26 protein-coding genes are annotated in these 25,729 nt (G+C 71.0%); 12 read left to right on the forward strand and 14 right to left on the reverse strand.

Annotated features, from left to right (window positions below; translation table 11 throughout):
• Position 1 precedes the first annotated feature (1 nt).
• Entirely contained in the window at positions 2–1,165 is a 1,164-nt protein-coding gene (locus Q0M60_RS09105; RefSeq protein ID WP_296818468.1) for a citrate/2-methylcitrate synthase, read from the reverse strand.
• Positions 1,166–1,242: 77 nt separating this feature from the next.
• Between Q0M60_RS09105 and Q0M60_RS09110 the strand changes: the two genes are divergently transcribed.
• From Q0M60_RS09110 to Q0M60_RS09125, 4 genes are read left to right on the forward strand one after another with little or no spacing between them, the layout of a single operon-like run.
• Positions 1,243–2,217, forward strand: coding sequence for a cation diffusion facilitator family transporter (locus tag Q0M60_RS09110; RefSeq protein WP_296818469.1), 975 nt, complete (start codon positions 1,243–1,245; stop codon positions 2,215–2,217).
• 45 nt (positions 2,218–2,262) lie between these two features.
• Complete coding sequence (locus Q0M60_RS09115; RefSeq protein ID WP_296818471.1) at positions 2,263–2,949, forward strand: glutathione S-transferase family protein; 687 nt, start codon at positions 2,263–2,265, stop codon at positions 2,947–2,949.
• A 28-nt stretch (positions 2,950–2,977) separates the two neighbouring features.
• A complete protein-coding gene (queG, locus tag Q0M60_RS09120; RefSeq protein ID WP_296818473.1) occupies positions 2,978–4,042 on the forward strand; it encodes a tRNA epoxyqueuosine(34) reductase QueG in 1,065 nt (354 codons plus the stop codon).
• A complete protein-coding gene (locus Q0M60_RS09125; RefSeq protein ID WP_296818475.1) occupies positions 4,039–5,013 on the forward strand; it encodes a glycosyltransferase family 2 protein in 975 nt (324 codons plus the stop codon). Before queG ends, Q0M60_RS09125 begins: the two co-directional genes overlap by 4 nt.
• On the opposite strand, the gene Q0M60_RS09130 is transcribed toward Q0M60_RS09125, so the two are convergent.
• A complete protein-coding gene (locus tag Q0M60_RS09130) occupies positions 5,010–5,534 on the reverse strand; it encodes an FKBP-type peptidyl-prolyl cis-trans isomerase (protein ID WP_296818477.1) in 525 nt (174 codons plus the stop codon). The genes Q0M60_RS09125 and Q0M60_RS09130 overlap by 4 nt on opposite strands.
• Complete coding sequence (locus tag Q0M60_RS09135) at positions 5,515–6,717, reverse strand: threonine ammonia-lyase (RefSeq protein ID WP_296818479.1); 1,203 nt, start codon at positions 6,715–6,717, stop codon at positions 5,515–5,517. Before Q0M60_RS09135 ends, Q0M60_RS09130 begins: the two co-directional genes overlap by 20 nt.
• 131 nt (positions 6,718–6,848) lie before the next feature.
• Here Q0M60_RS09135 and Q0M60_RS09140 point away from each other — a divergent pair, with 131 nt between their 5' ends.
• Positions 6,849–7,355 carry a hypothetical protein gene (locus Q0M60_RS09140; RefSeq protein WP_296818480.1) on the forward strand — a complete coding sequence of 169 codons (507 nt, stop codon included), beginning with the start codon at positions 6,849–6,851 and terminating at the stop codon, positions 7,353–7,355.
• On the opposite strand, the gene Q0M60_RS09145 is transcribed toward Q0M60_RS09140, so the two are convergent.
• The 4 genes from Q0M60_RS09145 to Q0M60_RS09160 all read right to left on the reverse strand — a co-directional run bounded on the left by Q0M60_RS09145 (position 7,352) and on the right by Q0M60_RS09160 (position 9,801).
• Positions 7,352–7,657, reverse strand: a complete 306-nt coding sequence (locus Q0M60_RS09145; protein WP_296818482.1) for a hypothetical protein — start codon at positions 7,655–7,657, stop codon at positions 7,352–7,354. The two genes, Q0M60_RS09140 and Q0M60_RS09145, sit on opposite strands and share 4 nt — an antisense overlap.
• Complete coding sequence (locus tag Q0M60_RS09150) at positions 7,582–8,325, reverse strand: hypothetical protein (protein ID WP_296818483.1); 744 nt, start codon at positions 8,323–8,325, stop codon at positions 7,582–7,584. Before Q0M60_RS09150 ends, Q0M60_RS09145 begins: the two co-directional genes overlap by 76 nt.
• A 67-nt stretch (positions 8,326–8,392) precedes the next feature.
• A complete protein-coding gene (locus tag Q0M60_RS09155; protein ID WP_296818485.1) occupies positions 8,393–9,253 on the reverse strand; it encodes an alpha/beta hydrolase in 861 nt (286 codons plus the stop codon).
• A gap of 71 nt (positions 9,254–9,324) precedes the next feature.
• The gene (locus Q0M60_RS09160) at positions 9,325–9,801 is read right to left on the reverse strand and encodes a hypothetical protein (protein ID WP_296818488.1); all 477 of its coding nucleotides are present in this window, start codon (positions 9,799–9,801) and stop codon (positions 9,325–9,327) included.
• Positions 9,802–10,020: 219 nt separating this feature from the next.
• Here Q0M60_RS09160 and ffh point away from each other — a divergent pair, with 219 nt between their 5' ends.
• From ffh to Q0M60_RS09185, 5 genes are all read left to right on the forward strand, one after another.
• Complete coding sequence (gene ffh / locus Q0M60_RS09165) at positions 10,021–11,559, forward strand: signal recognition particle protein (RefSeq protein WP_296818490.1); 1,539 nt, start codon at positions 10,021–10,023, stop codon at positions 11,557–11,559.
• A 22-nt stretch (positions 11,560–11,581) separates the two neighbouring features.
• The gene (gene rpsP / locus Q0M60_RS09170) at positions 11,582–12,187 is read left to right on the forward strand and encodes a 30S ribosomal protein S16 (protein ID WP_296818494.1); all 606 of its coding nucleotides are present in this window, start codon (positions 11,582–11,584) and stop codon (positions 12,185–12,187) included.
• Positions 12,188–12,259: 72 nt separating this feature from the next.
• Entirely contained in the window at positions 12,260–12,784 is a 525-nt protein-coding gene (gene rimM, locus Q0M60_RS09175; protein ID WP_296818496.1) for a ribosome maturation factor RimM, read from the forward strand.
• A 96-nt stretch (positions 12,785–12,880) separates the two neighbouring features.
• Positions 12,881–13,414 (forward strand): hypothetical protein, encoded by a 534-nt coding sequence (locus tag Q0M60_RS09180; RefSeq protein ID WP_296818498.1) that lies wholly within the window; start codon positions 12,881–12,883, stop codon positions 13,412–13,414.
• Positions 13,415–13,509: 95 nt separating this feature from the next.
• Positions 13,510–16,284 (forward strand): hypothetical protein, encoded by a 2,775-nt coding sequence (locus Q0M60_RS09185; protein ID WP_296818500.1) that lies wholly within the window; start codon positions 13,510–13,512, stop codon positions 16,282–16,284.
• 10 nt (positions 16,285–16,294) lie between these two features.
• On the opposite strand, the gene Q0M60_RS09190 is transcribed toward Q0M60_RS09185, so the two are convergent.
• The 6 genes from Q0M60_RS09190 to Q0M60_RS09215 all read right to left on the reverse strand — a co-directional run bounded on the left by Q0M60_RS09190 (position 16,295) and on the right by Q0M60_RS09215 (position 21,661).
• Positions 16,295–16,615: a 2Fe-2S iron-sulfur cluster-binding protein gene (locus Q0M60_RS09190; RefSeq protein WP_296818502.1), complete on the reverse strand. Its 321-nt coding sequence runs from the start codon at positions 16,613–16,615 to the stop codon at positions 16,295–16,297.
• 49 nt (positions 16,616–16,664) lie between these two features.
• Positions 16,665–17,564: a hypothetical protein gene (locus Q0M60_RS09195; protein WP_296818504.1), complete on the reverse strand. Its 900-nt coding sequence runs from the start codon at positions 17,562–17,564 to the stop codon at positions 16,665–16,667.
• Positions 17,565–17,643: 79 nt separating this feature from the next.
• Positions 17,644–18,174: a DUF1579 family protein gene (locus tag Q0M60_RS09200; protein WP_296818506.1), complete on the reverse strand. Its 531-nt coding sequence runs from the start codon at positions 18,172–18,174 to the stop codon at positions 17,644–17,646.
• 53 nt (positions 18,175–18,227) lie between these two features.
• Positions 18,228–19,013 carry a succinate dehydrogenase iron-sulfur subunit gene (locus Q0M60_RS09205; protein ID WP_296818508.1) on the reverse strand — a complete coding sequence of 262 codons (786 nt, stop codon included), beginning with the start codon at positions 19,011–19,013 and terminating at the stop codon, positions 18,228–18,230.
• 63 nt (positions 19,014–19,076) lie between these two features.
• The gene (locus Q0M60_RS09210) at positions 19,077–19,994 is read right to left on the reverse strand and encodes a hydroxymethylglutaryl-CoA lyase (RefSeq protein ID WP_296818511.1); all 918 of its coding nucleotides are present in this window, start codon (positions 19,992–19,994) and stop codon (positions 19,077–19,079) included.
• Positions 19,991–21,661: a glycosyltransferase family 39 protein gene (locus Q0M60_RS09215; protein ID WP_296818514.1), complete on the reverse strand. Its 1,671-nt coding sequence runs from the start codon at positions 21,659–21,661 to the stop codon at positions 19,991–19,993. The genes Q0M60_RS09210 and Q0M60_RS09215 overlap by 4 nt, the downstream gene beginning before the upstream one ends.
• Before the next feature lie 85 nt (positions 21,662–21,746).
• Between Q0M60_RS09215 and Q0M60_RS09220 the strand changes: the two genes are divergently transcribed.
• The gene (locus Q0M60_RS09220) at positions 21,747–24,194 is read left to right on the forward strand and encodes a ligase-associated DNA damage response DEXH box helicase (RefSeq protein ID WP_296818517.1); all 2,448 of its coding nucleotides are present in this window, start codon (positions 21,747–21,749) and stop codon (positions 24,192–24,194) included.
• Positions 24,191–24,928 (forward strand): ligase-associated DNA damage response endonuclease PdeM, encoded by a 738-nt coding sequence (gene pdeM, locus Q0M60_RS09225; RefSeq protein WP_296818519.1) that lies wholly within the window; start codon positions 24,191–24,193, stop codon positions 24,926–24,928. The genes Q0M60_RS09220 and pdeM overlap by 4 nt, the downstream gene beginning before the upstream one ends.
• On the opposite strand, the gene Q0M60_RS09230 is transcribed toward pdeM, so the two are convergent.
• A complete protein-coding gene (locus Q0M60_RS09230; RefSeq protein WP_296818523.1) occupies positions 24,925–25,623 on the reverse strand; it encodes a TIGR02186 family protein in 699 nt (232 codons plus the stop codon). The genes pdeM and Q0M60_RS09230 overlap by 4 nt on opposite strands.
• Between the last annotated feature and the right edge of the window lie 106 nt (positions 25,624–25,729).

A 25,729-nucleotide genomic window follows, 5' to 3' on the forward strand; every position in this document is an offset into this window, starting at 1 on the left:
ATCAGGCCGCGCCGCCGGCAGGACCTGGCCCGACATAGCGCAGGCGGGCCCGAGGAGGCGAGCCCGATACCGCCTGTTCCATCGCGTGACCCAGCCAGCCGACCGTGCGGCCGATCGTGAGAAGGGCGAAGGGGGCCTCGCGAGGCAGGTCCAGCCGCTGGGCGACCAGCGCCAGAGCCAGGTCGAAACAGGGCGCTCGCCCGGTCAAGGATTCGCCGACCCGCGCGATGTCTGCGAGGGGCGCCGGCAGTCCGGCCGCCTCGATCAGCGCGCGGGCGCGCGGGTCGCCCTCGGGGTGCGCCTCCAGGCCGAAGCCGGGAAGATCGAGTCCCTGCGACAGGCGATTGCGGGCGGCGGTTCGGGCGTCGGCCTTCCGGGCCTCCAGGACGAAGCCGGTCACCTGGGCGAGACGGCCGCCCAGCTCGGGGCCTGAAAGGGCAGCCAGTCCGGCCAGAGCGCAGGCGGAAAGCGAGGCCCCCGCGCCGGCGGCGACGCGGACCGCCAGGGTCGCGGCGTCCGCTTCGTGATCGCAGGCGAGGACCAGCGCCCGGCGGATCAGATGGGCGCCCTGCTCGGGCGCCTTCCAGGCGCGCGCCAGGCGTTGATGGAGATGCAGGCGCGGTCCCGGTCCGGCGATCGAATCGACGAGCTCATTGACCAGCGAGGCCGCCTCGCGGCGCAGCGAAGCGGGCGACCGGCCCGATGAGGCTCCGTCCTCGTCTGCGCGCCGGGACAGGCAGGCGAAGGCCCGCGCGCGCGGGCCGCCGGGAAACAGGACGTCGATGCGCGGCCGCTGCTCGGCGAACGGGTCTTCCACGCCGCCCCAGAACAGGCGCGCGGTCTGCTCGAGCGTGGCGTGCTCGGACAGGGCGATGGCGTCCTCGCCGCGATAGGTGAGGGTGTCCTCGCCGACTTGGGTGAGGGCGCTTTCGATCAAAATCTCGTGGCGCGCGCCGCGGCCGGCCGACGGGGCGGCGCGCACGCCGGAGCGGTCCGCCAGCCGCTGGACATCTCGCGCGTCGTAGAGGCTGCGGCGGGGATTCTCGGGATCCGGCCGCGCGGTGATGTGGCCTCGGCTGACGTAGGCGTAGAGCGTCTGGCTCTTCACGCCGAGCAGGCGTTCGGCGTCGCCGCGCCCGATCCAGGTCCGCTCGTGTCCGGTCATGGACGCATGATGGCGCGTCAATGTTGACAAAATGCGGACATTGCCTTGCGCGCGGCCTTTGGTCACAAGGGGCGCGGATGTCCGACGCCCAGCCCGCCTCCCCGAGCCCCACTGCTCCCGCCGAGGCCGCGCGCCTGACCCACGGCGCCACCAGCCTGTCGGTGGCCGTCGCGGTCGTCCTGATCGGATTGAAGGTGTTCGCCTGGGCGGCCTCGGGCTCGGTGGCCCTGCTGGCCTCGCTGGTCGACTCGAGCCTCGACCTCGTCGCGTCGTTGGCCACCTTCTACGCCGTGCGCTGGGCCGCGGCGCCCCCGGACGAGGGCCACCGGTATGGACGCGGCAAGGCCGTGGCCTTCGCCGGCCTGTTGCAGGCCGGGCTGGTGTTCGCCTCGTCGCTGTTCGTGGGATGGGAGGCGGTGGACCGCATCGTCGAGCCGCGTGAGGTGGCCAATGGCGGCTGGGCCGTGGCGGTGATGATCGTCTCCATCCTGCTGACGCTGGTTCTGGTGGCCGTGCAGACGCGCGCCATCCGCAAGACCGGCTCGATCGCGGTCAAGGGGGACCGGGCGCATTATGCGGCGGATCTCGGCTCGAACGTGGTGGCCCTGGTCGGGGTCGGCTCCGCCGCCCTGCTCGGCGCCGCGCCGCTGGACGCCGCGGCGGGTCTCATCGTCGCCGTCTGGCTCTTCTGGGGCGCGACCAGCGTGCTCAAGGAGGCGGCCCTGCATCTGCTCGACCGGGCCCTGCCGGCGGCCGATCAGGCCAGGATCCTGGAACTGGTGCTGGAGGACCCGCGCATTCACGGAGCGCACCAGCTGAGGACGCGCGCGTCCGGCACGGTCTGGCTGATCCAGATGCACGTGGATCTCGACCCGTACCTGACACTGGAGGCCGCGCACGAGATCGTGGTGGGCGCCGAACGGCGCATCCTGGCCGCGCATCCCCTGGCGGACATCATCATCCACCCTGACCCCAAGGGCCGGGCCGAGCCGCACGGCGGGGCCTTCGGCGAAGGCACGGCCGACGAAACAGAGGCGCCCCCTCGGACGTAGTGAACGGGACCTTAAGCCTTCGCACGGCAAGGCAGTGCCGACGCCATGACCCAGACCCTCGTCCTGCATCACTTCCCCCTCGACCCGGCCTCGCGCCAGGTCCGGCTGGCGCTGGGCGAAAAGAAGCTGGCCTTCAGCGAACGGCCCGTTCGCTACTGGGAACACGATCCGGTCTTCCACGCCCTGTCCCCGACCGGTCGGACGCCGGTGCTGGAGATCGAAGGACCGCAGGGGCGGGTGGTGGTGTGCGAGCTGCTGGCGGTGATGGACTGGGCCGAGACCTTCGGCGGTCGCCCCGTCCTGCTGTCCGCCGATGTGGCCGAGCGCGCGGAGGCGCTGCGGCTGCGCAGCTGGTTCGACCGCCGCTTCGAGGTCGAGGTCGACGCCCTGATCCTCTACGAGCGGATGGAAAAGCGACTCCAGCGCCTGGGCCCGCCGGAGGCCGAGCCGCTGAGGCAGGGGCGGGCCGCGCTCAAGGAGCATCTGGCCTATCTCGAGGGCCTGCTGGCGCGGCGCGACTGGCTGGCGGGCCGCGATCTAAGCCAGGGCGACCTGGCTGCGGCCTCGCACCTGTCGGTGCTCGACTATTTCGGTGAGGTCTCCTGGGCCAACTGGCCGGCGCTAAAGACCTGGTACATGCGCATCAAGAGCCGCCCGAGCTTCCGGCCGCTCCTCCAGGACAGACTATCCGGCGTGCCACCGGTCGATCACTACGCCGACCTGGATTTCTGAAGCTCAGTTCAGGCCGTATAAGGCGCGAGTGTACGCCGCCCCCGCCCTTCAAGACCGCACGTCGGACATCCGTCCCGTCCTGCGCGCGCGCGCAGAGGCGCTGGGGTTCGCCGCCTGCCGGTTCGCCTCGGCGGGCGAGCCGTGGGTGGAGGGCGCGCGGCTGGCGGAATTCGTGGGCGAGGGCCGGCACGGGACGATGGGCTGGATGGAGACGACGCTGGAGCGCCGGTCGCATCCGCGCGCCATGTGGTCCGACGCGCGGACGGCGATCGTGCTGGGCATGAACTATGGGCCCGACGAGGATCCGCGCGCGGCGCTGGAGGACCGGAGCGCGGGCGTCATCTCCTGCTATGCGTGGGGCGACGACTATCACGAGCTGATCAAGGGCCGGCTGAAGGACCTGGCCGGCATCGTCGCGCGCGAGACGGGCGCGGAGGTGAAGGTCTTCGTCGACACCGCGCCCCTGATGGAAAAGCCGCTGGCCCAGCGGGCCGGGCTCGGCTGGCAGGGCAAGCACACCAATCTGGTGTCGCGCGAGCATGGCTCGTGGCTGTTCCTGGGCGTCATCCTGTCGGCGGCGGAAATCGCGCCGGACTCGGCTGAGGCCGATCACTGCGGCTCGTGCCGGGCCTGCCTGGACGCCTGCCCGACGGCGGCCTTCCCGGCGCCGTACCAGCTCGATGCGCGCCGTTGCCTGTCCTACCTCACGATCGAACACGCGGGCCCGTGGCCGGAGGAGTTCCGGGTGGCCGCGGGCAACCGCATCTACGGCTGCGACGACTGCCTGGCGGCTTGTCCATGGAACAAGTTCGCCGCCGAGGCGCGGGAGATGCGGCTGCAGGCCCGGCCCGAGCTGAAGGCGCCACGCCTGGCGGAGCTGGCGGCGCTGGACGATGCGGCCTTTCGCGAGCTGTTCCGCAAGAGCCCGGTCAAGCGCATCGGCCGGGATCGCTTCGTTCGCAACGTGCTCTACGCCGTCGGCAACTCGGGCGACGCGAGCCTGAAGCCCGTCGCGCTGGCCCGCGCGCAGGACGCCGATCCGGTGGTCCGCGACGCCGCGCTGTGGGCGCTGCAGCGGCTGGAGGCCGCGTGAGCGCGCCGGAAGTCTCGGTCATCGTGGTGACCTATGAGAGCGCGCCGGTGCTGAGCCGGTGCCTGGCGCAACTGCGGGCCCAGACCTTTCGCGACTTCGAGGTGATCCTGTCCGACAACGGTTCGACCGACGGGGCGGCCAAGGCGGCGGCGCGCGCGGACCCGAGCCTGATCCTGCTGGAGAACGGCGCGAACCTGGGCTTCGCCGAGGGCAACAACCGGGCGGCGCGGATCGCGGGCGGGCGATGGCTGGCGCTGCTCAATCCGGACGCCTTCGCCGAGCCCGACTGGCTGGAGCGGCTGATGGCGGCGACGCGGCGGCATCCGGAGGTGAAGTGCTTCACCTCGCTGCAGTTGGCGGCCGACGATCCGGCGGTGCTGGACGGGGCCGGGGACACCATGACGAGCACCGGCCTGCCTTATCGGATGGGTTGGCGGAAACCACGGCCGGATCATATCGCCGAAGGCGAGGTGTTCAGCCCCTGCGGCGCGGCCATGCTGATCGAACGGGAGACCTTCCTGGAGCTCGGCGGGTTCGAAGCTCGGTTCTTCAGCTATTGCGAGGATGTCGACCTCGGCTATCGCCTCAGGCTGGCCGGCGGGCGCACGCGGCTGGTCCCCGATGCGGTGGTCCATCACGTGGGCTCATCAACGCTGGGGGCGCGGTCGGACTTCGCGGTGTTTCACGGCTTCCGAAATCGCATCTGGTGCTTCGCCAGGAACACTCCGGGGCTGGTGCTGCCCTTCATGGCGGTGGCGCATCTGGTCGCGACCCTGCTGCTGCTGGCCGGCTACGTCGCGCGAGGTCAGGCGCGGCCGGCGCTGCGCGGCGTCGCGGCCGCCCTGCCGGAGGTCTGGCGGATGCGGCGTGAGCAGAGGGGCAGGCGCGGCCACGCGCTGGAGACGCTCGGAGCCATGACCTGGAGTCCGCTGAAGACGATACGGCGGGCGCTGGATATCCGCCCGAGCTAGGCGCGGGCGCTGGCCGCCTCGCCGCCGGGGACCTCGGCCACGCCGAGCAGTTCGACGCGGAAGACCAGCACGCTGTGCGGCGGGATCTCGGGCGGGGAGCCCTCGGCCCCGTAGCCCTGCTCGGGCGGGACGTAGATGAGCCACTCGTCGCCGACGTGCATGTGCGGGATGGCCTCCTGCCAGGCCGGGATCAAGCGGTCCAGCGGCATGGCCGCCGGCACGCCGCGGCGATAGCTGGAATCGAACACCGTCCCGTCGGTGAGGGCGCCCTCGTAGTTCACGCGCACCAGATCGTTGGAGTCCGGCTGGGGCCCGGACGGATCGCCCGAACGGACGACTTTGTACTGGACGCCCGACTCCAGGACGTGGACGCCCTCGGCGCGGGCGTTGCTCTCCATGAAGAAGGCCGCGGCGCGCTCGGCCTCGGAGGTCTCGTCGGGCGCCGCGGCGCCGTTGCACGCCGAAAGCGCCAGGGCCGACAGGCCGGCGGCGAGCAGCGCCCTAGTCGCGCTTGAGAACATAGCCTTTTTCCTCCAAGGCCCGCGCGATCTGCTGGGCGTGCTCGTCGTCGCGCGTCTCGACCTGGATGTCGTATTCCGCGCCTTTGACCGGCACGTCGAGCGCCAGCCGGTTGTGATGGATGTCGATGATGTTGCCGCCGCGGCGGCCGATGACGGCGGTCATTCCCGCCATCATGCCGGGGCGGTCGTCGCCGATGATGCGGAAGGTGACCAGCCGGTGCTCGCGCACGAGCTCGCGGTTCAGGACCACGGCCAGGATGCGCGGATCGATGTTGCCGCCGCAGACCACAAGTCCGACCTTCATGCCCCTGAAGCGCTCGGGATAGCGCAGCAGGGCCGCAAGCCCGCCCGCGCCCGCGCCTTCGACGACCGTCTTTTCGATCGTCGCATAGAAGGCCACGGCCTGTTCAAAGTCCGGCTCGTCGACGACCATCACGTCCTCGATCAGCGGATCGCCAAGCGCGAAGGGGATCTCCCCGACCGCCTTGATGGCGATGCCCTCGGCGATGGTCTGGCCGCCGCACTTCGGCGGCTGGCCGGCCCGGCGGGCCGTGAAGGACGGATACATGGCCGCCTCGACCCCGAAGATGCGGATGTCGGGCTTCAGCGCCTTGGCCGCGATTGCCGAGCCGGCGATCAGGCCGCCGCCGCCAATCGGGATGATCAGGGCGTCCAGCTCCGGCGCATCCTCAAGGAACTCCAGCCCGCAGGTGCCCTGGCCGGTAACGATGCCCTCGTCGTCGAAGGCCGAGACGAAGATGTAGTCATGCTCGGCCTGCAAGGCTTTGGCGTGGTTCGTCGCCTCGGTGAAGTCCAGGCCGTGGATGACGACCTTGCCGCCGTAGCGCTCGGTCTTCTCGATCTTCACGAAGGGCGTGCCCTCCGGCATCACGATGGTGACCGGGATGCCCAGACGTGAGCCGTGATAGGCCAAGGCCGAGGCGTGGTTGCCGGCCGAGGCGGCGACGACGCCGCGTTTGCGCTCGTCGGCGGTCATCTGCGACAGCCGGTTGCAGGCGCCGCGCTCCTTGAAGGAGGACGTGTAGTGGAGGTTTTCGAACTTGAGCCAGACCTCCGCCCCCGTCAGTTCGGACAGCTTGCGCGAATAGCGGGTCGGAGTGCGGTCGACGTGACCGCGGATGCGTTCGGCGGCGGCCTGGATGTCTGCGAAGGTCACGCTCATGGCGGGCGGAACCTAGCAGGGCGCCGCCAGCGCGCAACGACTGTCTGGAGCCCGGTCCGAGACCGCAACCTTGGCCGTATCCGCCCGTTGAGTCGAAACCTTCGCAGTCTTGGGCTAAAAGGGATCCCGTCATGAAGAAGCTCGCTCTATCCGCCCTCGCCCTCGGTTCCGCCCTCGCCCTGTCGGCCTGCGGCGGGCCGCCGCCGCCGAACCCGATGATCGCGGTCTTCAACGCGACCGACTTCGCCTGGTCGACCATGGCCGGGACCAACGAGATCGAGGGTCAGGTCAGCTATTTCGGCGGGGCCCGGGAATGGACCTGCGCCGGCTCGGTCGGCCTGACGCCCGAGACCGCCTGGACCCGCCAGCGGTTCCAGACCCTCTATGGCTCCAGCGAGCGGGCCGCCCTGCCTGCGGCGGTCGTCCGTGCGCGGACGGTGTCGGAGGCCACGGACGACTATCGGGCCTTCGTGCGCAATACGACCTGCGACCGCTCGGGCCGGTTCAGCTTCGAAGGTCTGCCCGACGGCGCCTGGTTCGTGATCGCGCCGGTGACGTCCGACGGCGCCGAACCGGTGGTGCTGATGCGCCGGGTCGAGACCCGGGGCGGCCGCGTCACGATGGTGACGCTGGACTAGTCGGCAGCCTCGATCTCCACGCCGGCCAACACCAGCGAGGTCCCTTCTATCCGAAAGTCGAGTCGCGCCTCGCCGCCGCTGGGGCAGCAGTTGCCGTCGCCGTCTCGCCACAGGTGCGTCTGGGCGGTCAGGTCCCGCCAGCGGTAGTCGACGCCCTTCCAGACCCCGAGGCCATCGGGCAGCTGCGGATCCAGCGTGGCCCACCAGCCGGTGAGCTCGATCTCGGTCAGGCCCTCGGCGTCGACCCGGTAAAGAACGTCTGCATTGTGATCGCCAGTGCCTCCGTGGCGGCCGGGGACCACGACCAAGTCCCCTGGTCGGTCTCGAACAGGCTCGGCGCCTCGTAGGTGACGCCTTCGTAGGCCCAGCCGACTGGCCGCATCTGGCGCCCCTCGACCTCGAAGAGGACGAAGCCCGCCGACAGGCCGTTCGCCTCGGTCACCCCGTCCTGGACCTGCCAGGCCAGCCGACGCTCGCGATCGAGGTTCAGGAAGCCGGCGACGGGCACGGAGCACTGGTTCAACCCGACCCCGACGCAGGCGTCCGCCAGGCTCGATACCGCAACGCTCTCCGGCATGCCCTCGGCTAGGCGGACCTCCTCCTGCAGGGCTTCGATGTAATCTTCGTGGAACTGGCGCAGCTCCTCCGCGTCGCGCGGCCGCCGCGTTTCGCCGCCGTCCTGCCAGTCCCACTCGCCGGCGAGACGGTCGCGTAGCCACTGCCCGTGCTGATGCCGCAGGGTGGTGGGCCGCCCCGCGCGGGCGCTGACTTGCGGCCACAGCTCCGCCACCTGGCGATCCAGGGCGCGCAGCGTGGAGTCGGCGCAGATCTGCCGCTCGACCGCGTGATCGGCCTCGGCGCAGTCCAGCGCGCCGGCGACAGCGGCTGAGGACGTTTCCGACTTGGACTGGGCCTCCGCGCCGCATCCGGCCAGAAGGGCGTACAGCATCAGCAAGGACAGTCGGCGCATCGGCGTCTCCATTCCGGAGCAGCCTATGTTGCCACGGCGAGGGCCGCCTACTGACGGAAATCGACGATCAGCCCAGCGTCCGGCGCAAGAAGGCCGTCACGTCCGCCAGCGTGGAGACGCGTGATCGGAACAGCGGCGAGAAGGCCGCGATCGTCGTGGCGTGGTCGACGCCTGGATAGAGCTCCAGCTCGGCCCGGCCGCCGGCCGCATTGACCGCCTCAGCGAGCAGTTCGGCGTCTTCGGCGTGCACCGTCTCGTCTCCCGTGCCGTGGCCGAGCCAGAGCGGCGGCGCGTCGGCCGAGGCGAAGGTGATCGGCTGGGTCTGGAGCGGGTCGGGGGCCTGGCCGAAGGCGTTGATGCTGGACGCCACGTCGAAGGGGAGAAACTCGTACGGGCCCGAGATGCCGAAGGCCGCGCGGATCGCATCCGGCGCCCCGGCCGCTCCGAGATAGCGGGGGTCGAGCGCGATCATCATCGCCAGGTGGGCGCCGGCGGAGTGGCCTCCGACCGCCAGCCGGTCGGGCCGTCCGCCGTGAGCGCCTGCGATCTCCTGCACATGAGCGGTGGCGGCCGCGGCGTCCTCGATGAAGTGCGGAAAGCGGACCGCCGGCACCAGCCGGTAGTCGGGCAGGGCGACCAAGAAGCCCTTCGCGGCCAAGGCCTGGGCCGCCCAGCCGTAGTTGTCCTTGGACCCCGAGTTCCAGCCACCGCCGTAGAAAAAGACGACGACCGGCCAGGTCCCGTCTACGACCGGGGCGTAGAGATCGAGCTTCTGCCGTTCGTGAGCGCCATAGGCGATGTTGGCCGCGATGCGCCGCGCGCCGCGGTCCCTCGGCGACAGGGTCTCCATCAGGGCCAGCGGCGAACAGGCGGCCGCCAGCGGCGCGACGGCGCCTGCGGCGAGGGACAGCAGCGATCTACGGCTCATGGGCAAGGCGGCTCTTCCGATGGACGGTGCAGATACGACCCCGACAACCCATCGGCCGCAGTCTTGTTCACTCAGACGCCCGCGCGGCAGACGACGCTGTCATGGCCGGTGTCGTCGGCAGGCGAGACCTCGAAGACGAGTTCCACGACGGCGCCATCGGTGTTCACCCGCGCCCCGCCGACGCGGTTCGGCGCGTCGTCCACGCCGCCGAGATCGCCGTCCCACTGCACCGTGCGGTCTTCGGCCAGGGTCATGGAGCCCTCCTGACGGCCCCCGCCCTTGAGAATGAGGGTGTAGCGGTCGTTGACCACCCCCAGCCGGCCATAGGGCCGCTCGTCCTGATCTCCGCCGGCGAGGACGCAGTCGTATTCCAGCTGCGGAAGCCGGCCGCGCTCGACCATGCGGGCGACGAGATCGTCGGCTGCCCCCGGCCCGCGCTGCGGCTCCTCCGGTCGGCCGGATTCCGTGGCGCCACGGCCGCCGAGGTCGCAGCCGGTCAGCGCCAGGACGGCCAGGCCCAGTCCTGCGACGGTCAAGCGGCTGATCATCAAGGCGTCTCCTTCCCGGCCGCCAGCTTAGCGGCCCGCGCCGGGGTCGAGAACTTGATTTCGCCGGGGTTCGGGCGCATAAGCCGCCGCTTCCGGCGCAAGTGAACCCTCGCGCCTCCTCCAACACGACCCCATCTTCGGATGGCTGAGGTTGGAGAGGACCCCCGTCGACGCGAACGTCCACGGGGGCTGAGGGCGTTTGGGCCAACAGGAGTAGGCATGTTCGAGGCTCTGAACGAGCGGCTGTCAGGCGTCTTCGACCGGATCACCGGCCGCGGCGTGCTGACCGAAGGCGACGTCGATGCGGCGATGCGCGAGGTGCGCGTGGCCCTGCTCGAGGCCGACGTCGCCCTGCCGGTCGTCAAGGACTTCATCGCCAAGGCGCGCGAGCGCGCGACGGGCGAGGAGGTCATCCGCTCGGTCAAGCCGGCCGACCAGGTCATCAAGATCGTCCACGACGGCCTGATCGAGACGCTCGGCGGCGACGAGCCCGAACCGCTGAACCTGAACGCCAATCCGCCGGTGGTCATCCTGATGGCCGGCCTGCAGGGGTCGGGCAAGACGACGACCTCGGCCAAGCTGGCGCTGCGGCTGACCAAGGTCGACCGCAAGAAGGTTATGATGGCCTCGCTGGACACCCGCCGTCCGGCCGCCATGGAGCAGCTGGCCAAGCTGGGCGAGCAGGTCGGGGTCACCACCCTGCCGATCGTCCAGGGCCAGTCGGCCCCCGACATCGCGCGCCGCGCCCTGTCCGCCGCCAAGCTGCAGGGCTTCGACGTCCTGATCCTCGACACCGCCGGCCGCACCACGCTCGACGAGGCCCTGATGGCCGAGGCGGCCGAGATCGCCCAGATCTCGAAGCCGACCGAGACCCTGCTGGTCGCCGACAGCCTGACCGGCCAGGACGCGGTGCGCACCGCGACCGCCTTTAACGAACGCCTGCCGCTGACCGGCCTGATCCTGACCCGCGCCGACGGCGACGGGCGCGGCGGGGCCATCCTGTCGATGCGCGCCGTCACCGGCCTGCCGATCAAGTATCTCGGCTCCGGCGAGACGGTCGAGGCGCTCGACGCCTTCGACGCGCGCCGCGTGGCCGGCCGCATCCTGGGCCAGGGAGACATCGTCGCCCTGGTCGAAAAGGCAGCCCAGGAACTCGATCAGGCGAAAGCTGAAAAAGCCGCCCGCAAGCTGGCCAAGGGCCAGTTCGATCTCGACGATCTCGCCGCCCAGCTCCAGCAGATGAAGCGGATGGGCGGCCTGCAGGGCATCATGGGCCTGCTGCCCGGCGTGGCCAAGATGAAGTCCCAGATGGCGGCATCGGGCGTCGACGACCGGATGATCGCCCGCCAGGAGGCCATCCTGTCCTCCATGACCAAGGCCGAGCGCAGGAAGCCCGACCTGCTGAACGCCTCGCGCAAGCGCCGCATCGCCGCCGGCTCGGGCGTCGACGTAGCCGACATCAACCGCCTGCTGAAACAGCACCGCCAGATGGCCGACGCGGTCAAGGCGATGAGCAAGAACGGCGGCAAGGGCTTCGGCCAGATGGCCCGGATGCTCGGCGGCATGGGCGGCCCCGGCGGGGCGGACCTGGCTCGCCTCAAGGCGCTGGGCGGCGGCAAGCTCGACCCGGCGGCCTCCGAGATCGACGAAGCGAAACTCCAGGAGGCCATGAGCCGCCTGCAGGGCCTGGGCGCGCCCGGCCAACCCACCCTCCCTGGCGGTCTTCCCGGCCTGCCCGGATTTCCTCCCAAGAAGTAATCACCCCTAAGGACTGCCTGAAATGCTGAAGATCCGTCTCGCCCGTGGCGGCGCCAAGAAGCGCCCCTACTACTCGATCGTCATCGCCGACAGCCGCGCGCCCCGCGACGGCAAGTTCCTCGAGAAGGTCGGCTCCTACAACCCGATGCTGCCGCGCGACGGCGAGCAGAAGCGCGTCAACCTGAATGTCGAGCGCCTGCAGTACTGGCTGTCCAAGGGCGCTCAGCCGACCGACCGCGTCGCCCGCTTCCTGTCGCAGGACGAGACCTTGGGCCAGACCGTGAAGTGGCAGGCCGGCAACAACCCGAATAAGGCCAAGCCGGGCAAGAAGGCCGAGGAACGCGCCGCCGAGCGCGCCCAGCGCGAAGCCGACCGCGCCGAGGCTGAAGCCGCCGCCAAGGCCGAGGCCGAAGCCGCCCCGCCGCCGGCCGAAGAGCCGGTCGCCGAGGAAGCCCCCGCCGCTGAAGAGGCCGCCCCGGCCGCCGAGGAAGCCGCTCCGGCCGAAGCCGCCGCCGAAGAGGCCCCGGCCGCTGAAGAGGCTGCTCCGGAAGCCGAAGGCTCCGCCGAGACCGCCGTCGAAGAGGCTCCGGCTGAAGGCGCCGCCGAGGAAGAGAAGACCGAGGGCTGATCCCTCCGTCTTTCTGACGAAGTCGAACGGCGGCGCTCCACGTGGGCGCCGCCGTTCTGCTATCTGGGCGCCATGAGCACGGACACCCTTATCCTCGTGGGCCAGGTCGGCGGCGCCTTCGGCGTGCGCGGCGAGGTCCGGATCACCAGCTTCACCGCCGAGCCCATGGCGCTGCTGACCTATGGGCCGCTGCTGAAGGCTGACGGCTCGGTCGCCCTGACGCTGACGGGGGGGCGGCCTGACAAGAAGGGCGTGGTGGCGCGGGCGAAGGAGATTGCCACCAAGGAGGACGCTGACGCCATGCGGGGCCTCAAGCTCCACGTGCCGCGCGACCGCCTGCCTGAGCCGGAGGAGGACGAGTTCTACCTCACCGACCTTATCGGACTGGAGATCCGCGACGCGTCGGGCGCGGTGCTCGGCCGGGTGCGGTCGGTCCCGAACTTCGGCGCCGGCGACATCCTCGAGGTGGCCCCGACCGGCGGGGGCCAGACCTGGTATCTGCCCTTCACCCGCGAGGCCGTGCCCGAACTGCACATCGCCGACGGCTGGCTGCTGGCCGTGCGGCCCGAAGAGATCGGCGAGCGCGAAGCGGACTGATCGCTCCGTCCACCACTTTCTTTCGCGGCCAAGCTGAACCCTCGGACTCCATAGGTGTTCTCCCCCGGGACAGGGGAAGCGTTCAGGAGCGAGGCCATGAATGACATGCGCGCCCAATCCTATGTCCAACCGGCAAGCGGCCTGGAGCGACCGTTGCCGCCGCGCCGGGCCTTGCGGCCGCCAAAGCTGGCCGTGCTGGGGGTCGCCGGGGGCGCGCTGTTGATGTTCGGCCTGTCGCTGGTGCGGACCTCCGATCTCAGGTTTCTGGAAACGGGCGGCGGCATCGAGGCGGCCGACGCGGCCGTGCCCGTCGCCGAGCCGGTGGAGCGCCGGGTCGAGGTGACCCCGGCCGCCGCCTCCGAGCCTTCCGAGCGCGAGGCGGAGGAGCCCCGGGCCGAGGTTCAGCCCGTGGCGATCACCCGGCCCGAGGTTTCGGAGCCCGCGGAAACTGTTGAAGCGGGGGCGCCCAGCGAGCCCGCCGAAGCGGAGGTTCGGCTCCAGCCCGCCTCCCTTTCGGAGGCCGAACCGGCCGAACCCGAGCCGGTGGTCGTGGTCCCCGAACTCCCCGAACCGCCCGCGCCTGTCGCCGTCGAAATTCCGACGATTCAGCCGGTGGCCGCCGAGGGCTAGTTTTAACCCGGCCCTAACCGCGTCCCTTCACCTTGTCCCGGATGGCCGGGGCAGCCCGACAGTCGAGGCGGCGCATCGCGCGCACGACCGCCGCGGTGCTCACCGCCGGCGCGGTGGCGGCTGCGCCCCTGGATGGCCTGGCTCTGGCGGCGCCCGGCGATCCCATCGACATTCGACTTGGGGTCAACGAGCGCTTTGCGCGCGTGGAGTTCGCGGGCCCCATCGGGTCGCGCGCGCGTATTCGCCGCGAGGGAAACACCGTCGTCGTCCGGGTCGGCTCCACCGCCGCGCCGGATGTCGCCCTGCTCAGGGTCAACCCGCCGCGCGGCGTGGCCTCGGTCGAGACCCGCGCGGTCCAGTCCGCCACGGAAATCGTCCTCACCCTGGCTGACGGCGCCGACGCCCGCTTCGGCCAGGCCGACGGCGCGGCCTATGTGAACATCTTCCCGCCCGGCCAGTCGGCCGAGGCGCCGGGCGCGCCCGCCGAGACCGTGGCCGTCGGCGCCGAGGTCCACGGCGGGGTCCTGACCCTGGACTTCGACTGGCGGACCCCGACGCCGGCGGCGGTGTTCCGGCGCGGCGACGCCGTCTGGGTGGTGTTCGACGCCTCGGCGCGGCTCGATCTCGAGACGCCGCCCGACGGGTTGGGTCCGGCCTCCGGCATTCGCTGGGTGCGCGGCGGCGACTTCACCGCGGTACGGATCGCGGTGCGCGAGGACGTCGCGCCCGTCGCCCGCAGCGAGGGCGGACGCTGGATCGTCACCCTCGGCGGCGAGCCGGCCGCACCCGAAGCCGCCGTGACCCTGGCCCGCGACGACGACAGCGGCCCGACCGGCATGACCGCGGCCGTGCCCGGAGCCACGCGCGTGCTGTGGATCCAGGACCCCACCATCGGAGACCGCATCGGTGTGGTGACCGCGCGTGGCCCGTCCAAGGGGCTCGAGCACGCACGCCGGCTCGTCGATCTGACGCTTCTGCCGACGGCGCAGGGGCTGGCCCTGATCGCCTCGGCCGAAGACCTCCGGGTCGCGGTCGATGGAGACCTGGTTCGGATCGGTCGGCCGGGCGGCCTGCATTTGTCCGCGCCCACCGACGGGCTCCAGCAGGCGGCGCACGCCCCGGAGGCGCCGCGCGCTGCGCGCCTGCCCGCGTTGATCGACGCCGAATGGGCGGACCTGGGCCAGGCGGACTTCGGCGCCCGCTATCGTCAGCTCCAGACGTCCGCTGCCGAGGAGATGGCCCAGGGATCCGGCGCGCCTGTCGAGGCCCGGTTGGCCCTGGCGCGATTCCTGGTCGGATCGGGGCTGCACTACGAGGCGATCGGGGTGATCAACGCCCTGGTCCAGGACGACGAACGCATGGGCGGCCTGGCCGAGGCCCGCGGCCTCAGGGGCGCCGCGCGCGCCGCCATCGGCCGCTTGTCCGAGGCCCAGGCCGATTTCGCCTCGGGGCCTCTCACCGGCGACACCTCGGCCGCGGTCTGGCGCGGCTATATCGCGTCGCGCCAGGGCGAGTGGGAGGTGGCGCGCCGCGCCTTCTCCGAGGGCGCCCGCGCCGTCGACGGCTTCCCGGCCGAGTGGCGCACCCGCTTCGCAGTGGCCCACGCCGAGGCCGCGCTCGGGGTCGGTGACCGGGACGGCGCCCGCGCGCTCATCGACTATGCGCTGAACCATGCCAACGGTCCGCGACAGCTGCTCGAGGTGCGGCTGGTCCAGGCCCGCCTGCTGGAGGAGTCCGGCGACGCGGCGCGCGCCCAGGCCGTCTATCAGGCCATCGCCCGCGCGCCCTTCGAGGACCTGGCCGTGCCCGCCAGCCTGCACGCCACCCGACTGGGCCTCGCGGCGGGGAGTCTGACGCCGGCCGAGGCCGTGCGGCGCATGGAGCCGCTGCGCTGGCGCTGGCGCGGTGACGCAGCCGAGCTGCAGGTGATCCGGACGCTCGGCGGCGTCTATCTGTCCCAGGGCCGCTATCGCGAGGCGCTGGAGGTGCTGCGCGGCGCCGGCACGCGGATGCCGGACCTGCCACAGGCCGCCGAGCTGCAGGCCGATCTGTCCAACGCATTCCGCGCCCTGTTCCTCGAGGGGGCCGCCGATGGGCTCCAGCCGATCCAGGCGGTGGCCCTGTTCGAGGATTTCCGTGAGCTCACGCCTCCCGGCGCCGAGGGGGATGACATGGTGCGCCGTCTGTCGCGCCGCCTGGTTGATCTGGACCTGCTCGACCGCGCAGCGGCCCTGCTCGAATACCAAGTCGAGCACCGGCTCGACGGTGTGGCCAAGGCCAGTGTCGCGACCGACGCGGCGGCCATCCGTCTGATGAACCGCGAGCCGCAGAAGGCGCTGGAAAACCTCTGGGGCTCCCGCTCGACCCTGTTGCCCACCGCCCTGCAGGCCGAGCGCCGCGCGCTGGAGGCCCGCGCCCTGATGATGCTGGGCCGGTACGACCACGCCCTGGAGGTGCTCGCATCCGACGCCAGTCCGGCCGCCCAGGCCGTTCGCGCCGATATCCTTTGGCGCCAGCAGGACTGGGCCGGCGCGGCCGCCCTCTACGAGGCCGGCCTCGGAGCGCGCTGGGAGAATGAGACCCGGCTCAGCGCCGCCGAGGAGACCCAGGTCACCCGCGCCGGCATCGGCTATTCCTTGGCGCGAGAGGCTGCGGCGCTGGCGCGCCTGAACCAGCGGTACGGGCGCTTCATCGAGGAGGCGCGCAGCCCCGCCGCCATGCGGCTGGCCTTGGCGCCGCGCGAGGATTTCTCAGGGCTCAGGGACGCCGAGCGCCTGGCCCAGAGCGTCGACACCTTCACCGGCTGGGTTTCGCAGGCGCGTGCCCGCTTCCGCGAACGCACCGAAGAGCCTCGAGCCGAGGCCGCCTAGTCGTCGCGGTTCAGTGCTGGTTCTCGGGCAGGCGGACAACCAGGCCGTCGAGGTCGTCACTCACCCGGATCTGGCAGGACAGGCGCGAGTTGGGCTGAACGCCCTCGGCGAAGTCGAGCATCGACTCCTCCATGGCCGAGGCGCGTCCGGTGACGTCCTGCCAATCCTCGTCGACATAGACGTGGCAGGTCGCGCAGGCGCAGGCGCCGCCGCAGTCCGCGTCGATGCCGGGCACGTTGTTGCGGATGGCGCCTTCCATCACCGACATGCCGGTCTTGACTTCGACCTCGTGGGTCTCGCCGTCGTGCTCGATGTAGGTGATCTTGGGCATGCGGCGGTGCTTAGCCGACGCCCCGGCGGATGCAAGACTTGTGAAGGCCCTAACGCCGGCGAACCGGCGGATGCGCCACGATCGTTCCCATAAGGGTCAGGTTCACGACCTGATTGCCCTGCTGAACGATGATTGGAATGCGGAATGATCCAGGCACCACGGTCGCACGCGCGCCATAACAACTGGCCCCCGTGCCGCTTTGCCCAGGACAGGAGAAGACCAGCAGGCTCCAGCGGAAGGGCTCGTCCCAGGTGTAGGTGGTGGAACTGCCCGCCCCCTGCACCTGGATGCCGTTGAAGGGCAGGGCGTTTGGATGGTTGCCCGACATGTCGAGCGAGTTGGGCAGAACGACCTGCACCGGGGTCGAGGTATTTCGATCCCAGCCGCTGATGACGATGTTGACCAGCTGGCTCGGCAGTTCCTGGTTGGTGATCACGAAGGGGCTGCGCGGATACTCGAGGAAGGCGCGCAACTGGCCGGTTTGCTGGCCGCCGCCCGTGCCTCGCCCATAGCCGCCCCGGTCCGCGCCCGCGCCCGCGTCGGAATCCGTGACCCCGGTGTACTGGCCGCCGCCCTGGGTCCCGCGGCCGTAACCGACCCGGTCGGTCGGGTCGCTGTCGGTAATTCCGGTGCGGCCTCCGGTCTGGTCGCCGTGCCCTCCGGCGGTCCCACGGCCTCCCCCGACCGGATCGGTCGGATCGCTGTCGGTAATGCCGGTCTGTCCCTGCCCGGACGTGCCCCTCCCGCGTCCGATGGGATCCGTCGGATCCCTGTCGGTGATGCCGGTCGAGCCGCCACGCCCGCGTCCCGCGGGATCGGTCGGGTCGCTGTCGGTGACCTGTCGGGCGCTCGCCCCGCCGGTGATGATCCCGGCGGCGCCGCCGAGAGCCGTGGTGCCTAGGATGCGCGCAAGGAAAGAGCGGCGGTGGAAAGGCGGACGCTTGGCCATGACGGCCTCCGGACCCGAGCCCCACCTTCAGGGCAGATCAGATTACTACGTTAGGCGAAGTTGGTAAACTGACCTTACGTCAACCTCGGCGGCGATAGCGCCGCACCCAGGCGTCGGCCCAGGAGCCGTCAGCCTGCTCGGTCTGCCAGCGCCAGACTAGGCTGTCCTCGGTGACCTGCTCCCAAATCATGCGGCGCATGGCCGGCGTCTGGGCGCCGCGCGGCTCGGTGGTGCGCAGCTCGAAGATGTGCGGCTGACCCTCGACCGGTCCGCCAACGAGGAAGAAGGGCGTGCCGGCGTTGTCGACCCAGGTCTGACGCCACTGGCCGGTCTGCGGGTCATAGACCGACCAGGACGCGCCGACATAGCCGATATCGGTCTGCTCGAAGTGCTCGGCGATCACACAGTCGCCGAACTCGTCGCGGGTGATGCGGTTCGTCGCCCGGCCGACGGTTCCGTTCGGATTGTCGAACTCCAGGTCCCAGTCGCCGACCCAGAAATCCATCTGGCGGTCCTCCGGCCCCTGGCACGGCGAAGCGGCGGGCGCCTGGGCATGGGCGGCGCCTGCCGTCAGGGCGAGCGCGGCCAGGGCGGCGGCGGATCGAAACATGGGAGCCTCCCTCGGGACGGCTCAGCTTGGCTCAAGCGGCGCGTGGCCGCAAATCAACGTCCGGCCGCGCGGGCGCCGAGCATCTTCTTGGTCTCGGCGATGGCCTTGGCGGGGTTCAGGCCCTTCGGGCACACCTGGGCGCAGTTCATGATCGTGTGGCAGCGGTAGAGCTTGAACGGGTCCTCGAGGTTGTCGAGCCGCTTGTCGGTCGCCTCGTCGCGGCTGTCGGCCAGCCAGCGGTAGGCCTGGAGCAGGGCGGCCGGGCCGAGGAACTTGTCCTGATTCCACCAGGAGCTGGGACAGCCCGTCGAGCAGCAGGCGCACAGGATGCATTCGTACAGGCCGTCGAGCTTCTCGCGGTCCTTGGGCGACTGAAGGCGCTCCTTCTCGGGATCGGGCTCGTCCGACTGCAGGAAGGGCTCGATCGAGGCGTACTGGTTGTAGAAGCCGGTCAGGTCCGGGACCAGGTCGCGCACCACCGGCATATGGGGCAGGGGCGAGATGGTGATGTCGCCGTCGATCTCCTCCCAGCCCTTGGTGCAGGCCAGGGTGTTGCGGCCGCCGATGTTCATCGAGCAGGAGCCGCAGATGCCTTCCCGGCACGAGCGGCGGAACGACAGGGTCGGATCGATGGTGTTCTTGATGTGGATCAGGGCGTCCAGGACCATCGGGCCATGGTCCTCGGTCGCCACCTCATAGGTGTCCCAGCGCGGCGTCTCATCCGTCGACGGGTCGTAGCGGTAGATCTTGAAGGTCTTGACCTTCGACGCGCCTTCGCGAGCGGCCCAGCGCTTGCCGGCCTTGGGTTTGGATCCGCGCGGAAGGGTGAGTTGGACCATCGGAAAACCTATCGGGGAGACGAGGTGTTCATGGCGCTCCGCGCCTGCGGACGCAAGAGGGTGTCAGGCCTTCGGCCACCCTCCGGCGCGCGACAGGGCCGAGGGCGCCGGCCGCCCCAGCTTCTCGCCGATCCAGCGGGCCGTCTCGATCAGGGCGTCGAGGTCGTAGCCGGTCTCGAAGCCCGCGCGGTGCAGCATGTAGACCACGTCCTCGGTCGCGACATTGCCGGTGGCGCCCGGCGCGAAGGGGCAGCCGCCGATGCCGCCGACCGAGGCGTCGATGAAGTCGATCCCGGCCTCGACTCCGGCGAAGACATTGGCGAGCGCGGTGTTGCGCGTGTCGTGGAAGTGCAGGCGCAGGGTCACGTCGGGTGCGGCCTTCCTGGCGATCTCGACCTTGCGGCGCACGGCCCAGGGGTCGCCCACGCCGATCGTGTCGGCCAGGCCGATCTCCTTGACGCCCAGGGCGGCGACGTCGCGGACCAGGGCCTCGACCTGATCGTCGGAGACCTCGCCGTCGAAGGGACAGCCCCAGACGGTGGAGATGATGGCCGTCACCGACGGGCCCGAGCCCGGGCCGCCGCCCATGTTGTGCGACCGGCCGACGATCTCGGCCAGCATCTCGACTTGCTGGGCCACGGTCAGGCCCGAGTTCTTGAGCGCGAAGCCGTCCGAGGCGGCGATGGAGACATTGGCCTGATCCACGCCCGTGGCCACCGCCCGGTCCCAGCCGCGCTGGTTCAGCACCAGGCCGATGCGGGTGACCTCCGACGCGGGCGGCAGGGCGGCCATGACGGCCTCGGCGTCGGCCATCTGCGGCACGCGGCCCGGGTGGACGAAGGAGACGGTCTCCAGGCGCTTCGCACCGGCGGCTTCCAGCCGGGCGATGAAGGCCACCTTGTCCTCGGTGGAGATCAGGACCTTCTCGTTCTGCAGGCCGTCGCGCGGGCCGACTTCGACGATCTCGATGAAGCGGCTCATCGCTCGGCCTCCTCGCGGTAGGGGCCGTAGATGGACAGGCGCAGCTGGTCGCCGTTGGAATAGTTCAGCCCCTCGATGACCGCGCGCGGGCGGGGCGTCATGGCGAGCGCGGCGGCCTCGGCGGCGAAGGCCTCGGCCTGGGACTGATCGACCACGGCGGGCCGCCCGGCGGCGAGGGCCCGGGCCGCGTCGGCGCCGTCGCCAAGCTGGGTGTCGGTGCCGATCAGGAAGACGGCGCTGGGTTCGGAATAGCCGGCCAGGGTCACGGCTGCCCCGGCCTCGCCGCTCATGGGATGCAGGCCCTCTTCGCGGAGCGCCGCCTCCAGCCGGGGCGCGACCCAAAGGGGGCCCAGGCCGCTGATCAGCTTGACCAGGGAGGCGTGGGCGAGAACGCCGAAGACCAGGCTGACGACCAGCGCGGTGACCGACATCCGGTTCAGCAGCATGAAGGCGCCCACCGCCGCCCCGACCAGGGCCAGGGCGATGGTGGCGGCCGCCCAGCTCTGGTCGCCGGGGCCGCCGTACTCGGAGAAGCCATAGATCACCAGGGCCGTGACCATCAGCGCCCCGAACGCCATCAGCCCCGCGCCGATGCGGCGGCTGAGCGTGCCCAGCGGCTGGGTCAGGCTGGCGGCCATCAGCCAGGCCAGGGCGCCGAAGGTCGGCAGGGTGTAGTGCCACAGCTTGGTCGGGAAGAGTTCGAAGGCGACCCAGGTCGGGATCAGCCAGCAAAGGGCGAAGCGGATGGCCGACTGATTGCGGTGCGCCCAGCCCATGGACAGGCCGGCGGGGATCAGCAGGGTCGCCGGGAACAGAAGCAGCGGCGCGAGCAGCAGATAGTAGCCCGGCCACCCGCCGTGCCGCTCGTGGCCGCCCACGATCTTGGGGAAGAGGTCACCGCCCAGCGCCGCGCCCCAGAAGGCGCCGTCGGTCTTGACCGTGATGGCCAGCGCCCACGGCCCGATGCCGAGCAGCACCAGGGCCAGGCCCCAGCGCCAGCCGAGGCGGCTCATCCAGCGCCACTTCCGGTCCCACAGACCAAGCGCCACGAGCGTCAGGCCAACGACGAGCGCGATGATCGGTCCCTTGATCAGGACCCCCAGCGCCACGCCGCCCCAGAAGAGCAGCTTGGTTCGCCTGCCGGGCGGATCGAGTCCGTCCCTCTGGGCGATGTAGAGCCGCGACAGGGCCGCCATGGCGAGCGTCACCGCCCCGCAGAGCATGGCGTCGGTCTTGGCGATCCCCGCCTCGCTCGACAGCAGGAAGCTGGCCCCCAGGATGGCGCCGGCCAGCACGCCGGTTCGCGCCCCGAACGCCAGCCCCGCGCCCCAGGCGCAGGCCGCCGCCGCAAGCATTGCCCCCAGCAGGGACGGCACGCGGTAGGGCCGGATGTCCCGATGCTCCACGTCGGACAGCAGGGACACCGAGACCGCCTGTAGCCAGTGGATGCCGACCGGCTTCTTGTGACGCGGCTGGTCCTGGAAAGAGATGCTGGTGAAGTCCCGCGTCTCCAGCATCTGGGCCGTGGCCTGGGCGAAGCGGCTCTCGTCACGGTCCAGCGGACCGAGCGTCAGCACGGTCGGCAGGCCGGCGATCAGCGCGATCAGGGCGGCGATGGCCGGGCCCCGCCACCCCTCGAACCAGCGGTCGTCGATCACGAGCTTCATCGCGCTAGGCAATCCCATGACGCGGACGCGGCGTCCATCCCGCCGAACATATGGAAACGGAACGGGAACATGCTATGGGCTCCGGGTGTCGCCGCTGCCTCCGCGCTTTCAGGACTGGTTCGCCGCCAAGGGTTGGGCGGCGAGGCGGCATCAGCTGGAGATGGTCGACAAGGGCCGCGAGGGCCGCGACGTCCTGCTGATCGCGCCGACCGGCGGCGGCAAGACGCTGGGCGGCTTCCTGCCGAGCCTGATTGAACTATCTGAGCGCGGGCCGCGGAACACCCCGCCAGGCCTGCACACCCTCTATATCTCGCCGCTGAAGGCCCTGGCGGTGGACGTCGAGCGGAACCTGCTCACGCCGGTGCGCGAGATGGGCCTGCCGGTGCGGATCGAGAGCCGCACCGGGGACACGCCGGTGTCGAAGCGCCAACGCCAGAAGGTCAGCCCCCCGGACATCCTGCTGACCACGCCCGAGCAGCTGGCCCTGTTCTGCGCCTGGGAGGGCGGGCGCGAGTGGTTCTCCGACCTGCGCTGCGTCATCGTCGACGAGGTTCACGCCATCTGGTCGAGCAAGCGTGGCGACCTGCTGAACCTCGGCCTGGCGCGGCTGAGCCAGTATGCGCCGATGTGTCGGCGGGTGGGCCTGTCGGCGACGGTGCAGGACCCGGACGCCATCCGCCGCTGGCTGAGCCCGCATCCCGGCATGGCCGACCTGGTGCTCGGCGATCCCGGAGCGCCGCCCGTGGTCGAGGTGATGGGGGCGACGGCCAAGACCATCCCGTGGAGCGGCTGGACCGCCCAGCACGCCATGGCCGACGTCTATGAGCGCATCAAGCAGAGCCGGCTGGCCCTGATCTTCGTCAACACGCGGTTCCAGGCCGAGATGGCCTTCCAGACCCTTTGGGAGATGAACGAGGACGATCTTCCGATCGCGCTGCACCACGGCTCGCTGGCTGCGGAACAGCGCCGCAAGGTCGAAGCGGCCATGGCGCGCGGCCAGCTGCGCGCGGTGGTCTGCACCTCGACGCTCGATCTCGGCATCGACTGGGGCGACGTGGACCTGGTCATCCAGCTGGCGGCGCCCAAGGGCTCGGCGCGGCTGATCCAGCGCATCGGGCGAGCCAACCACCGGCTGGACGAGCCGAGCCGCGCGCTGCTCGTGCCCGCCCACCGCTTCGAGGTGCTGGAGTGCGAGGCGGCCAAGGCGGCGGTGGCCGAGAACGACCTCGACGCCGATCCGGCGCGCGCGGGCACGCAGGACATTCTGGCGCAGCACGTCATGGGCTGCGCCTGCGCTGAGCCCTTCCTGGCCGATGATCTGTATGCGGAGGTTCGGACGGCGGCGCCCTACGCCGACCTGCCGCGCGAGGACTTCGACCAGGTCGTCGAGTTCGTCTCGACCGGCGGCTATGCGCTGCGCACCTATGACCGGTTCAAGCGGATCGTGAAGGGCCGCGACGGGCGCTGGAAGGTGCGCAACGAACAGACGGCCCAGCGCCACCGGATGAACGTTGGGGCCATCGTCGAAATCCCGATGCTCAACATCCGGATCGGCACGGGCAAGCGCGGCGGGCGCAAGGTCGGCCAGATGGAGGAGAGCTACATCGAGCAGCTCACCGCCGGAGACACCTTCCTGTTTGCGGGCCAGGTCTGGCAGTTCCACACGGTCGAGGGGATGGACGCCTGGGTGACGCCCGCGCCGCCGGGCTCCGAGCCCATGGTGCCGAGCTGGGGCGGGTCCAAGTTCGCGCTCTCGACCTACCTGGCCCGACGCGTGCGCCGCATGATCGCCGACGAGGCCGGCTGGGGCCGCCTGCCCGACGACGTGCAGGAGTGGCTGCACATCCAGAAGATCCGCTCGGTCATCCCGTCGCCGGACGAGATGCTGGTCGAGACCTTCCGGCGCGGCTCGCGGCACTATCTGGTCTGCTACCCCTTCGACGGGCGGATCAGCCACGGGACCCTGTGCCACCTCTTGGCGCGGCGGCTGGAGCGGGCGGGGAAGAACCCGCTGGGGTTCGTGGCCAACGACTATGCGCTCGCCATCTGGGCGATGAAGCCGCTAGGCGACCTCGACCTCGATGAGCTGTTCCAAGAGGACATGCTCGGCGACGACCTGGAATCCTGGCTGGACGAGAGCGTGATGATGAAGCGCGGCTTCCGTCAGTGCGCGGTGCTGTCGGGCCTGATCGAGCGCCGCATGCCGGGCCACGAGAAGAGCGGGCGGCAGGTCACCTTCTCGACCGATCTCATCTATGACGTGCTGAGGCGGCACCAGCCGGACCACCTGCTGCTGCGCTGCGCGCGGGCGGATGCGGCGTCTGGTCAGCTGGACGTGGCGCGGCTGGCCGGGCTTCTGGCGCGCATCCGGGGACGGATCACCCATGCGCCGCTGGCCAAGGTGTCGCCCTTCGCCGTGCCGGTCATGCTGGAGATCGGCCGCGAGCCGGTCGCCGGCGGCGCCTGGGCCGACGCCGTCATGGAAGAAGCCGCCGAGGAACTGATCGCCGAGGCCATGGAGTTGACAACGTGAGCGCCGAACCGATCCAGCCCGAGCCGGGACCCGCGATGCGGCGCTCGCCCTGTGGCGGCTGCGTGGTCGAGGTCAATGGCGCGGCGGTGACCGCCCGCGCCTCGGGCGCCGTGTGGATCGCGGCCCATGGCGTGCTCGCCGCCGGCGACCTGCCCTTCGAGAAGGGCTCGGCCTATGGCGTGCGCGGCCAGCTGCTGCCGCCTTACGACACCCTGGCGACGCTAGAGCGACTCGAGACCGAGGTGGCGGCGACGGGCGCCCGCACCGTGATCCTGATGGGCGACAGCTTCCACGACGCGGGCGGCGAGAGCCGCCTGTCGGCCGAGGTCGTCGCGCGCATCGAGGCGCTGGCCGCCGGTCGGACGCTGGTCTGGATCGCGGGCAACCACGACGAGGACGCGCCGGTGTCCCTGCCCGGCGAGGCGGCGGCCGAGGTGCGGCTGGGCCGGCTGATCCTCACGCATGAACCGGCCGAGGACCGCGCGCCGGGCGAGATCTCGGGGCACCTGCATCCGGTCGCGACGGTCGCCCGCTATGGCCAGCGGGTGCGGCGGCGCTGCTTCCTGACGGACGGCGAGCGGATGATCCTGCCGGCCTTCGGGGCCTATGCGGGCGGGCTGAACGCCGTGGACCGCGCGTTCGCGGGCCTGTTCGGCCGGCCGCCGACGGCGCTGCTGCTCGGCGAGGGACGGGTCCACGCGGTCAGTTGGGCGCGGCTCAGCCCGGGCCGCTAGTTCCGGCGGAAATAGGTCGAGGCGGCCCAGCCGGTGACCAGCGCCACCATCACCGACAACAGGCCGTAGAGCCACGGCTGCTGGTGGGCGAAGTCGTGGACGAAGCGCTCGACGCCGACCTTGCGCACCTCGATGGAGCCGCGCCGCACCGAGATGGCGCGGCCGTTCTGGAACAGCCAGACCTCGGTCTGATACTGGCCCGTGGGCGCCTCGGCGGGGAGGACGATCTCGGCGCGGAACAGGCCCTGGTCGACGAAGCGGACGCCCTGGGGATCGACCGCGTAGAGGCCATTAGCTTCCTTCAGGCGGATCACGGCGCGGCGCCAGTCGAGATAGTCCTCGCCCAGCCGGCTGATGACCACGTCGCGCACGCCGTAGAGATTGACCGTCCGCTGCTCCTCCGGCGCGTCGATGCGCAGGTGGTCGAGCCCGACGCCGAGCCGTCGCAAGACGCCGAAGCCCGCTATGTCCGACAGGGGCCGCGTGGAGGCGGTCATGTAGAAACCCGGCGCGCCCTCGAACAGCACGGGCCGGCTGTTCAGCCACAGGCCGGCGACGCGGGTCTTGCGGACCAGGCGGACCGGCTGCTCGGGGCCGCGCACCACGACGACCACGTCGGCGGGGCTGTCGCCGGGATTGAAAACCGCTCCATAGAGCACGATCGAAGTCCCGGCGTAGCCGGCGTCCACCTCCACCTCGGTCTCGGTCAGGGCGGCGGAGACGGACGGGCCCGCGGGCGCGACAGCGGTCGGTCGTGCCGGCGCCTGCTCGACGATGGCCGGCGGTTCGGGAGGCGGCGGC

This window comes from Brevundimonas sp. (assembly GCF_024711105.1).
Classification (GTDB): domain Bacteria; phylum Pseudomonadota; class Alphaproteobacteria; order Caulobacterales; family Caulobacteraceae; genus Brevundimonas.

Excerpts from the sequence above, each read along its gene's own strand:
- Q0M60_RS09105 (WP_296818468.1), bottom strand. The coding sequence starts at position 1,165 with ATGACCGGACACGAGCGGACCTGGATCGGGCGCGGCGACGCCGAACGC.
- Q0M60_RS09195 (WP_296818504.1), bottom strand. The coding sequence starts at position 17,564 with ATGGCCAAGCGTCCGCCTTTCCACCGCCGCTCTTTCCTTGCGCGCATC.
- Q0M60_RS09215 (WP_296818514.1), bottom strand. The coding sequence starts at position 21,661 with ATGAAGCTCGTGATCGACGACCGCTGGTTCGAGGGGTGGCGGGGCCCG.
- Q0M60_RS09115 (WP_296818471.1), top strand. The coding sequence starts at position 2,263 with ATGACCCAGACCCTCGTCCTGCATCACTTCCCCCTCGACCCGGCCTCG.
- rpsP (WP_296818494.1), top strand. The coding sequence starts at position 11,582 with ATGCTGAAGATCCGTCTCGCCCGTGGCGGCGCCAAGAAGCGCCCCTAC.
- Q0M60_RS09190 (WP_296818502.1), bottom strand. The coding sequence starts at position 16,615 with ATGCCCAAGATCACCTACATCGAGCACGACGGCGAGACCCACGAGGTC.
- Q0M60_RS09155 (WP_296818485.1), bottom strand. The coding sequence starts at position 9,253 with ATGAGCCGTAGATCGCTGCTGTCCCTCGCCGCAGGCGCCGTCGCGCCG.
- Q0M60_RS09210 (WP_296818511.1), bottom strand. The coding sequence starts at position 19,994 with ATGAGCCGCTTCATCGAGATCGTCGAAGTCGGCCCGCGCGACGGCCTG.
- ffh (WP_296818490.1), top strand. The coding sequence starts at position 10,021 with ATGTTCGAGGCTCTGAACGAGCGGCTGTCAGGCGTCTTCGACCGGATC.
- Q0M60_RS09130 (WP_296818477.1), bottom strand. The coding sequence starts at position 5,534 with ATGTTCTCAAGCGCGACTAGGGCGCTGCTCGCCGCCGGCCTGTCGGCC.
- rimM (WP_296818496.1), top strand. The coding sequence starts at position 12,260 with ATGAGCACGGACACCCTTATCCTCGTGGGCCAGGTCGGCGGCGCCTTC.
- Q0M60_RS09205 (WP_296818508.1), bottom strand. The coding sequence starts at position 19,013 with ATGGTCCAACTCACCCTTCCGCGCGGATCCAAACCCAAGGCCGGCAAG.
- Q0M60_RS09160 (WP_296818488.1), bottom strand. The coding sequence starts at position 9,801 with ATGATCAGCCGCTTGACCGTCGCAGGACTGGGCCTGGCCGTCCTGGCG.
- Q0M60_RS09150 (WP_296818483.1), bottom strand. The coding sequence starts at position 8,325 with ATGCGCCGACTGTCCTTGCTGATGCTGTACGCCCTTCTGGCCGGATGC.
- Q0M60_RS09140 (WP_296818480.1), top strand. The coding sequence starts at position 6,849 with ATGAAGAAGCTCGCTCTATCCGCCCTCGCCCTCGGTTCCGCCCTCGCC.
- Q0M60_RS09180 (WP_296818498.1), top strand. The coding sequence starts at position 12,881 with ATGAATGACATGCGCGCCCAATCCTATGTCCAACCGGCAAGCGGCCTG.
- Q0M60_RS09135 (WP_296818479.1), bottom strand. The coding sequence starts at position 6,717 with ATGAGCGTGACCTTCGCAGACATCCAGGCCGCCGCCGAACGCATCCGC.
- Q0M60_RS09200 (WP_296818506.1), bottom strand. The coding sequence starts at position 18,174 with ATGTTTCGATCCGCCGCCGCCCTGGCCGCGCTCGCCCTGACGGCAGGC.
- Q0M60_RS09110 (WP_296818469.1), top strand. The coding sequence starts at position 1,243 with ATGTCCGACGCCCAGCCCGCCTCCCCGAGCCCCACTGCTCCCGCCGAG.